Origin of the sequence: Phenylobacterium sp., assembly GCF_036263695.1 — a bacterium.
In the GTDB taxonomy this organism is placed as follows: Bacteria; Pseudomonadota; Alphaproteobacteria; order Caulobacterales; family Caulobacteraceae; genus Phenylobacterium.
The window spans coordinates 1-7,611 of the sequence record NZ_DATAGM010000054.1 but is presented as its reverse complement, the minus strand read 5'-3'; the positions used below and the strand labels follow the sequence as shown (position 1 = coordinate 7,611).

The window sequence follows — 7,611 nt, the reverse complement described above, 5'->3', positions numbered from 1 at the left end:
TGGCCCGCGCCCGCGACCTGCCCACGGCCGACCTCGTCCTGATGAGCTACGCCCTGGCCGAACTTCCGCCGGCGGCTCAGGATGGCGCCGTCGACGCCCTTTGGGGGGCGACCGCCGGGCTGCTGGCGATCATCGAGCCGGGTACGCCGGCGGGGTTTGCGCGCCTGCGCCAGGCCCGCAGCCGACTGAGCGCCGCCGGCGCGCGGATCGTCGCGCCCTGCCCGCACGAGGCCGCCTGCCCGCTGCTGGAGGGCGACTGGTGCCACTTCGTCCAGCGCCTGCCCCGCAGCCGCGACCACCGGATAGCCAAGGCCGCCGACGCCCCGTTCGAGGACGAGAAGTTCGCCTACCTCGTGGCCGCTCGGGAGCCGGTGGAGATCGCCCCGCGCGGGGCCCGTGTCCTCGCCCCGCCGCGGGCCGGCAAGCCGGGGATCGAGCTCAAGCTCTGCACTCCCGATGGCGCGGTGGAGACCCGCTTCGCCCCCAAGCGCGACAAGCCGGGGTTCGCGATCGCGCGGCGGCTGGACTGGGGCGATGCGCTCCCCTCCACCGCTCGTCCCGGCTTGCGCCGGGATGAGCGGACATAAGGAACCGCTTGCCGATCCCTGTTCGGCTGTAGAGGTTGCCGCCGACCAACGAGACAGGGAGCCGTCCATGCCCAAGAGCCGCGAAGTCCACCTGATCCAGCGCCCGACGGGCGAGCCCAAGCCCGAGGACTTCGCCCTCGTCGAGCGGGACGTTCCGGACGCCGCCGACGGCCAGGTGCTGATCCAGAACCTGTTGATGAGCGTCGATCCGGCCATGCGGCCGAGGCTCACCGCCGGCCAGGCGCTGAACGAGACGATGATGGGCGGCGCGCTGGGCCGGGTGGTGCAGTCCAAGCACCCGGATTTTGCGGTCGGCGACCTGGTCTCCAACCGCCTGGGCTTCCGCGAGTACTTCGTCTCCGACGAGAAAGGGCTTTCCAAGCTGACGCCGCAGCCCGACCTGCCTCTGACGGTACACATGCACGCCCTGGGCGGCACCGGCTTCACCGCCTACGGCGGCATTCTGCACATCGGCCAGCTGAAGGAGGGCGAGCAGGTGTTCGTCTCCACCGCCGCCGGCGCGGTGGGCTCGGTGGCGGCCCAGATCGCCAAGATCAAGAACTGCTACGTGGTCGGCTCCACCGGCTCCGACGACAAAGCCCAGTGGCTGAAGGACGAGGTCGGGCTGGACGCGGTGATCAACTACAAGAAGGAGCCGATCCGCAAAGCCGTCGAGGCGGCCACGCCCAAGGGCATCGACGTCTACTTCGACAACGTGGGCGGCGAGCACCTGGAGGCGGCGCTGCGCCGGATGAACACCCTCGGCCGGATCCCGGTCTGCGGCTTCATCTCCGGCTACAACTCCGGCCACTCTACGGTGAGCAACCTCTCCAACATCATCTACAGCCGGGTGATGCTGCGCGGCTTCGTGGCCACCGACTTCATGCACATGCGCGGCGACTTTGAGCGCGACATGGCCCAATGGCTGCGTGACGGGCGGATGAAGTACCAGGAGACGGTCCGCGACGGCATAGAGAACGCCGCCGGGGCCCTCATCGGCCTGATGCGTGGCGAGAACGCCGGCAAGATGCTGGTGCGCCTGGCGGAGTAGCGCGCCGCCCTCAGGTGGTCTCGGGCTGCGGCGACGCGGCCTGGGCCTTCCGGCGGCTCGCGTTGCGGGCCCGGGCCTCGTAGTCCTTCGACATCGTGTGGATGAAGGGTCCGGCGAAGTCGATGAAGGCCCGGATCCGCGGCACGTCCTTCAGGTCCGCCCGCGTCAGCAGCCACAGGTTGATGTAGGCGCCCTCGGGGATGATGCAGCGGACCAGGTCCGGGTCGGGTTCGGCGATGGTGGTGGCCATCGGCCCGATCCCCAGGCCTGCCCTGATGGCGGATTGCAGGCTCGTCAGGGTGTTGGCCCGGCAGCGGATCTCGGCCTCGCCGCCGTGCTCCAGCATGAAGGCGTAGCCGGGCAGCCGGGCGATCCGCGGGCCGTCCGGACCGATCAGGCTGTGCTTCTTCAGCTCCTCCGGCCGCGTGGGGGCGCCGTGGGCGTCCGCGTAGCTGCGCGAGCAGTAGAGGCCGAACGTGATCTCCGACAGCTTGCGCGCGACCAGATCGGAGTCCGGCAGCTTGCCGCCGGCCCGCAGGGCGACATCGGCCTCCCCGTCCTCGATGGAAAGGGCGTCGTCGGTGATGGCCAGTTCGATGGTCACTTCGGGATAGAGCCGCCGGAACTCGGCCACCGCCGGGATCAGCACCATGTTGGCGACCGCCTCGGAGGCGGTGACGCGGATGCTGCCGGCCAGGCCCCGCTGGTGCGCGGCGGCGCGGCTGGCCAGCGCCTCGGCCGCGCGTTCCACCTTCTCGGCCTCGGCGAGCAGGTCTTGGCCCGCCTCGGTGAGCCGCGAGCCGGACTGGCCGCGCTCGAAGAGCTTCAGTTTGAGGTCGGTTTCCAGCGCTTCCAGGCGGCGCGCGGCCGTGGTCTGGTTGACCTTCAGCACCTTGGAGGCCGCCAGCGTGCTGCCTTCCCTGGCGACCGCCAGGAAGACGCGTAGATCGTTCCAGTCGTACATGAGCCGCCCCGCTCTGCAGCTTTGCAGACCCAGCCTGCAGTATCGCTGATTTACGGGCAAGGGGCCGACCATTAATTCGCCGCCACCTGGAGCGGCGCCGCCGTTCGCCTCGAAACGCCGAACGGACCGCAGACCATGAAGCTCTATTGCGACCCGATCTCGACCACCTCGCGCCCGGTGATGCTGTTCATCGCCGAGACCGGCCTGCCGGTCGAGCTCGTCCACGTGGACCTGATGAACGGCGGCGCGGCCGCGCCCGACTACCTGGCGATCAACCCCAACGGCTGCGTGCCCTTCCTGGTGGACGGCGACTTCGCCCTCGGTGAGTCCTCGGCGATCCTGAAGTACCTGGCCGAGGTCGCCGGCTCCCCCGCCTATCCGACCGAGCTGAAGGCGCGGGCCCGGGTGAACGCGGCGATGGATTGGTTCTACACCAACTTCCACGAGTACTACTGCCTGATGGCCGTCTACCCGAACTTCGGGATCCCGCACGGGATCGACGAGGTGCTGGCGCAGGGCATGGTCGCTTATGGCGAAGAGCACGCCCATCGCTGGCTGAAGGTGCTCGACGAGCACATGCTGGGCGGGCGGCCTTACGTCTGCGGCGAGGCGATCACCCTGGCCGACTACGCCGGCTCGGCCTTCGTCACGCTCGGCGAGGCGAGCGCCTTCGACCTGTCCGCCTATCCGAACATCGTCGCCTGGGTCGCCCGGATGAAGGCCCGCCTCCACTGGGACGCGGTCTACGCCGGCTTCTACGGGATGCTGAGCGCGATCCAGAGCCAGTCCCGCGTCACCGCCTGACCTTTCTTTCCCTTCCCTCAAGAACAAGACCCGCGCCCCTTCGGGCGCTGCGGGCGGAGCCTCCCCGATGACCTATTTGTCTCCCCGGCCGCTGGCCACCCACGACTTCTACGGCCCGATCCACAAGGGTCTGCGCTACGCCCTGACCCAGCTCCTGGTGCGGCTCGGCTGCGCCGACGCCCGCGACGGCGCCGGCCTGGCCCAGCTGATGGCCGACGTCCGCGCGATGCTGGACCTGTCGGCCCACCACCTGGACAACGAGGACCTGCACGTCCACGCCGCCCTCGAGGCGCGCGCCCCCGGCGCGAGCCTGCGGCTGATCCAGGCCCACGATCACCATCGGCTCTCGTTCGAGGAGATCGAGGTGCTGACCCGGCAGGTGGACCGTGCCGCCCCCGACGACCGGCCGGTGATGCTGCGCCACCTCTACCTGCGCTTCTCCGAGTTCGTCGCCGACGACCTGGCCCACATGGCCGAGGAGGAGCAGGTGATCCTGCCGGTGCTGCAGTCCCTGTTCACCGACGCCGAGCTGCAGGGCATCGAGGACCGGATCATGAGCGGCCTGTCGCCCGAGGACATGATCGGATTCGGCCGCATCCTGATTCCCGCCGCCAACCGCGAGGAGCGGATCGCCCTGCTCTCGGCCGTCCGCGCCAACGCCCCGGCCCCGGCCTTCGAGGCCATCCTCACCCTCTCGGCCAAGCCGACCCTGTCGGACGCCGACTGGTCGCACCTGGCCGCCGGCCTCGGCGTCGCGGCGTGAGCGGAGGAACCACGATGAAATGGCGTCCTCTGGAATGGGTCGTGGCGGCGGTGGTCGCCGTGGCCCTGGCCGCGACGGTGGCGGACACCGTCGTGGAGAAGGCTGAACGCATCGCGGCCGCGCCGGGCGCGACCGCGAGCTGAGCGCTCGCTCCAACCGCTCCCCCCTATTCATGGCCGGCTTCATGCCGGCCACCCATCCTGATGAGGTTGGCGCTGCCGCAACGGGCTGGGTCGCCGGGACCAGCCGGCGATCACCAGTTGAGGGGGGAGCGCGCAAGGCGACGCCGATATTGACATGAGACTATCGTCTCATTACAGCACTCCCATCGCACTTGCAGATGGGGGTTACCGACATGGCCATCAGCCCTGCTGAGATGGACCGGATGCTTGACGAACACTTCGGCTACGAGGTGCGCGACGACGTGGAGGGGGTGCTGGCCACCCTGACGGAGGACGTGGAGCACGACATCGTCGGCTCGCCCACCGGCCCGACCCACGGCCCCGAGGCGGCCCGCGGCTTCTACGAGAACCTGTTCGCGGACCTGTCCGAGGGTCAGGTGAAGAGCCTGCGCCGGCTGTACGGCGAGAATTTCATGGTCGACGACTCCGTCTGGCGGGGCCGCGCGACCGGCCGGCCGTTCGGACTCGAGGGCCGCGGCCGTCCGCTGGAGTTCCGGCTGCTGCACGTCCTGGAGTTCGCCGACGGCGGCAAGATCAAGCGCGAGAACGTCTGGCTGGACCTGGCCAGCATCATGCAGCAGCTGCCGCAGAACTAGGAATGGAGGCCAAGACGCCCGGCCGAGCGAACCAGCGCCGACGCACCCGCAAGGACCTTCTGGAGGCCGCCGGCCGCCTGCTCAAGGAGGGCCGCACGCCGACCCTCGAGGAAGTGGCCGAGGCCGCGCTGGTCTCGCGCGCCACCGCCTACCGCTACTTCCCCAGCATGGAGGCGCTGCTGCGCGAGGCGGTGCTGGACGTGCAGACGCCGGACGCGGAGACCCTGTTCGCGGGCGATCCGCAGACCGATCCGGTCGCCCGGCTGGAGAAGGTCGACGCCACGCTTTGCGACATGCTCGCGGCCAACGAGCCGGCTTTCCGGATGATGCTCGCCCACGCCATGGAGCGGATCGTGCGCGGCGAGACCGGCGACGGCGCGCCGGTCCGGCAGAACCGGCGCACGCCGCTGATCGAGGCGGCCCTGCAGCCCGCCCGCGCCGAACTCGACCCGAAGGCCGCCAAGCTGCTCGCCGACGCTCTCGCCATCCTGATCGGCACCGAGTCGCTGGTGGTGACGAAGGACGTCCTGCAACTCTCCGACGCCGAGGCGCGCAAGGTGCGGCGCTGGGCGATCCGGGCTCTGGTCGAGGCGGCGCGGAAGCCGGTTTAGAGCTCGATGATCGGCTGGAAGCCGCCGAAGATCATTCGCTTCATGTCGAAGGGCGATTCGTCGGGACCCTTCAGCCGCGGGTCGGCCATGACCTTGGCGTTGATCGCATCGCGCTGCTCGCGCGAGTCGTAGGTGATGAAGGAGAAGACCACGACCTCGTCGTCCTTCGCCTGCACCGCGCGGGGAAAGGAGGTCACTTCGCCGTAAGGCACGTCGTCGGCGACGCACTCCACGTAGGCGCGCGCCCCGTGCTCCTTCCAGATCTCGCCGGCCGTGCGAGCCATCTCCTTGTAGGCCTCCAGGTTGGCCTTCGGCACCGCCAGGACGTAGCCGTCGACATAGGACATGTGAGCCTCCTCTCGCTTCGATGACCGAAGGACGGTCGGGACGGACGCGATCCGACAGCGCCCGGACGAGGAGAGTCAAGCGAAGGGCGTATCGCCCATCCGCCGCCGCAGAGCCGCGACCTTGACCGCCGTGCGCTGCTGGCGCTGGGTCTCGATTGAGCAGGAGGTGACCCGGTCGATGACCGCGGCCAGCCTGGCCAGCTGCACCGGCTTGGCGAGGAAGGCCTGGAAGCCGAGGTCGAAGTAGGCGTCCGGCCGGCGGGTCAGCACGTCCGCGGTGACACAGACAGCAGGGGTCTCCCGGTTCGGGCCCGGTGCGCCCCGCAGCCGGCGCAGGGCGTCGAGGCCGCTCATCAGCGGCATGTGCAGATCGAGCAACACCGCATCGAAGGGCGAGCCGGCCAGCAGCTCGAGCGCCGCCTCGCCGTTCGGCGCCGTCGAGGCGGCATGGCCGAAGGCGCTGAGGGCCTGTTCAAGGACCTGCCGATTGCTCGGCTCGTCGTCGACGATGAGGATGCGCAGGTCCATGGGCTTCACTGGGGATTACGGATCACCGTGTCGGCCCGCCGCCGTTGCCGGAGTATGAAAATCGAGGGCCGCCGGCCCATTCCGCCGGGGCGGCTTACCCATCGCGTGGATATTCGCCGGCGAGCCGCTGCAGCGTCAGCGGATCGCGCTCGCCGGCGAAGAAGGCTTCCAGCGCTTGGCGGAACAGGGGCTCGTCGGGCGCGGCGTGGGCGAAGAGGGTCATCGAGGAGCAAAACTTCATGTCGTCCGGCGTCCCGAAGATCTCCCGCGCCGAGCGGCCGCGATGGTTCAGCACCGTCGCCACGCAGGCCCCCAGCCGGGGCCCGAGGATCGGATGGTCCAGATAGGCCCGGGCCTCGTCCAGGGAGCCGATGGCGTAGAACTGCGAGGTTTGGCTGAAGCCGAGGCCGGCGATCTGCGGGAAGACGAACCAGATCCAGTGACTGGTCTTGCGGCCGCGCTTCAGTTCGGCCAACGCCGCCTCGTAGGCGCTCGCCTGGGCGTCCACGAAGCGAGACAGGCGGAACGGGTCGGCGCTCACATCCGCCGCGCGGTGACGATGCGGACGGGGGCCTTCAGGATCTCGCCCTTCATGGCGCCGGTCCCTTTGTTGGGGTCCACGGGCAGGGCGAGGATCTTCTTCACTGTCTCCATGCCCTCGACCACCTTGCCGAAGGCGGCGAAGCCTTGGTTGTCGCCGCTCGCCTTCGGGTTTGCGTCCAGGTAGCTCTGGTCGCCAACGCAGATGAAGAAGTCGGACTTGGCCGTCCCCGGCGCGAAGCGGCCGAGCGCGATGGTCCCGTCGGTGTGGGAGAGGCCGGTCTTGGTGGTCGGCTCGTGGGCGATGGCGGGAAACTGGGCGACCTCAGGATTGCGGATGCCGCCCTGCAGCAGGCCGTAGTCGGCGTCGGTCGCTCCCGGCGGGCGCGAAGCGCGGTAGAACTCGGCGCCGTCGTACTTCCTGGCCTCCACGTAGCGCAGGAAGTTGGCGACGGTGATCGGCGCCTTGTCGGGGTAGAGCTCCAGGACGATGACGCCCTCGGCGGTGGTCAACGCCACCCGCACCGGCCCCGGGGCCTGGGCGAGGGCGGGCGAGGCGGCCAGGGCGGCGGCGAAGACGAGGAAGCGGCGGCGGGAGGACATGGCGTCAAATCTACTAGCGATCGTGGCCCGATGAA

At 69.6% G+C, this 7,611-nt stretch carries 12 protein-coding genes; 7 read left to right on the top strand and 5 right to left on the bottom strand.

The window, feature by feature from the left end; translation table 11 throughout:
• Together VHK87_RS02080 and VHK87_RS02075 are read left to right on the top strand one after the other, a co-directional pair.
• Positions 1-587 (top strand): small ribosomal subunit Rsm22 family protein (locus VHK87_RS02080; RefSeq protein WP_329633237.1); only part of this gene is annotated, 587 nt, incomplete at its 5' end.
• A 67-nt stretch (positions 588-654) separates the two neighbouring features.
• Complete coding sequence (locus VHK87_RS02075) at positions 655-1,638, top strand: NADP-dependent oxidoreductase (RefSeq protein ID WP_329633236.1); 984 nt, start codon at positions 655-657, stop codon at positions 1,636-1,638.
• A gap of 10 nt (positions 1,639-1,648) precedes the next feature.
• Here the strand turns inward: VHK87_RS02075 and VHK87_RS02070 are convergent, their stop codons facing one another.
• Complete coding sequence (locus tag VHK87_RS02070) at positions 1,649-2,602, bottom strand: LysR family transcriptional regulator (protein ID WP_329633235.1); 954 nt, start codon at positions 2,600-2,602, stop codon at positions 1,649-1,651.
• Positions 2,603-2,737: 135 nt separating this feature from the next.
• Between VHK87_RS02070 and VHK87_RS02065 the strand changes: the two genes are divergently transcribed.
• The 5 genes from VHK87_RS02065 (at position 2,738) to VHK87_RS02045 (ending at position 5,558) form a co-directional block, all read left to right on the top strand.
• Positions 2,738-3,406: a glutathione S-transferase family protein gene (locus VHK87_RS02065; protein WP_329633234.1), complete on the top strand. Its 669-nt coding sequence runs from the start codon at positions 2,738-2,740 to the stop codon at positions 3,404-3,406.
• A gap of 67 nt (positions 3,407-3,473) precedes the next feature.
• Positions 3,474-4,169 (top strand): hypothetical protein, encoded by a 696-nt coding sequence (locus tag VHK87_RS02060; RefSeq protein WP_329633233.1) that lies wholly within the window; start codon positions 3,474-3,476, stop codon positions 4,167-4,169.
• Positions 4,170-4,183: 14 nt separating this feature from the next.
• Positions 4,184-4,312, top strand: coding sequence for a hypothetical protein (locus VHK87_RS02055; RefSeq protein ID WP_329633232.1), 129 nt, complete (start codon positions 4,184-4,186; stop codon positions 4,310-4,312).
• 242 nt (positions 4,313-4,554) lie between these two features.
• Entirely contained in the window at positions 4,555-4,947 is a 393-nt protein-coding gene (locus VHK87_RS02050; RefSeq protein ID WP_329633231.1) for an ester cyclase, read from the top strand.
• A gap of 2 nt (positions 4,948-4,949) precedes the next feature.
• The gene (locus VHK87_RS02045; RefSeq protein WP_329633230.1) at positions 4,950-5,558 is read left to right on the top strand and encodes a helix-turn-helix domain-containing protein; all 609 of its coding nucleotides are present in this window, start codon (positions 4,950-4,952) and stop codon (positions 5,556-5,558) included.
• Here VHK87_RS02045 and VHK87_RS02040 read toward each other — a convergent pair.
• The 4 genes from VHK87_RS02040 to VHK87_RS02025 all read right to left on the bottom strand — a co-directional run bounded on the left by VHK87_RS02040 (position 5,555) and on the right by VHK87_RS02025 (position 7,576).
• Positions 5,555-5,905 carry a DUF1428 domain-containing protein gene (locus VHK87_RS02040; protein WP_329633229.1) on the bottom strand — a complete coding sequence of 117 codons (351 nt, stop codon included), beginning with the start codon at positions 5,903-5,905 and terminating at the stop codon, positions 5,555-5,557. The genes VHK87_RS02045 and VHK87_RS02040 overlap by 4 nt on opposite strands.
• A gap of 75 nt (positions 5,906-5,980) precedes the next feature.
• A complete protein-coding gene (locus VHK87_RS02035) occupies positions 5,981-6,433 on the bottom strand; it encodes a response regulator (RefSeq protein WP_329633228.1) in 453 nt (150 codons plus the stop codon).
• Between the two features lie 94 nt (positions 6,434-6,527).
• Positions 6,528-6,974: a DUF1810 domain-containing protein gene (locus VHK87_RS02030; protein WP_329633227.1), complete on the bottom strand. Its 447-nt coding sequence runs from the start codon at positions 6,972-6,974 to the stop codon at positions 6,528-6,530.
• The gene (locus VHK87_RS02025; RefSeq protein ID WP_414694095.1) at positions 6,971-7,576 is read right to left on the bottom strand and encodes a peptidylprolyl isomerase; all 606 of its coding nucleotides are present in this window, start codon (positions 7,574-7,576) and stop codon (positions 6,971-6,973) included. Before VHK87_RS02025 ends, VHK87_RS02030 begins: the two co-directional genes overlap by 4 nt.
• Positions 7,577-7,611 lie beyond the last annotated feature (35 nt).

Coding starts and splice junctions, on each gene's coding strand:
- VHK87_RS02075 (WP_329633236.1), top strand. CDS start 655: ATGCCCAAGAGCCGCGAAGTCCACCTGATCCAGCGCCCGACGGGCGAG.
- VHK87_RS02070 (WP_329633235.1), bottom strand. CDS start 2,602: ATGTACGACTGGAACGATCTACGCGTCTTCCTGGCGGTCGCCAGGGAA.
- VHK87_RS02065 (WP_329633234.1), top strand. CDS start 2,738: ATGAAGCTCTATTGCGACCCGATCTCGACCACCTCGCGCCCGGTGATG.
- VHK87_RS02060 (WP_329633233.1), top strand. CDS start 3,474: ATGACCTATTTGTCTCCCCGGCCGCTGGCCACCCACGACTTCTACGGC.
- VHK87_RS02055 (WP_329633232.1), top strand. CDS start 4,184: ATGAAATGGCGTCCTCTGGAATGGGTCGTGGCGGCGGTGGTCGCCGTG.
- VHK87_RS02050 (WP_329633231.1), top strand. CDS start 4,555: ATGCTTGACGAACACTTCGGCTACGAGGTGCGCGACGACGTGGAGGGG.
- VHK87_RS02045 (WP_329633230.1), top strand. CDS start 4,950: ATGGAGGCCAAGACGCCCGGCCGAGCGAACCAGCGCCGACGCACCCGC.
- VHK87_RS02040 (WP_329633229.1), bottom strand. CDS start 5,905: ATGTCCTATGTCGACGGCTACGTCCTGGCGGTGCCGAAGGCCAACCTG.
- VHK87_RS02035 (WP_329633228.1), bottom strand. CDS start 6,433: ATGGACCTGCGCATCCTCATCGTCGACGACGAGCCGAGCAATCGGCAG.
- VHK87_RS02025 (WP_414694095.1), bottom strand. CDS start 7,576: ATGTCCTCCCGCCGCCGCTTCCTCGTCTTCGCCGCCGCCCTGGCCGCC.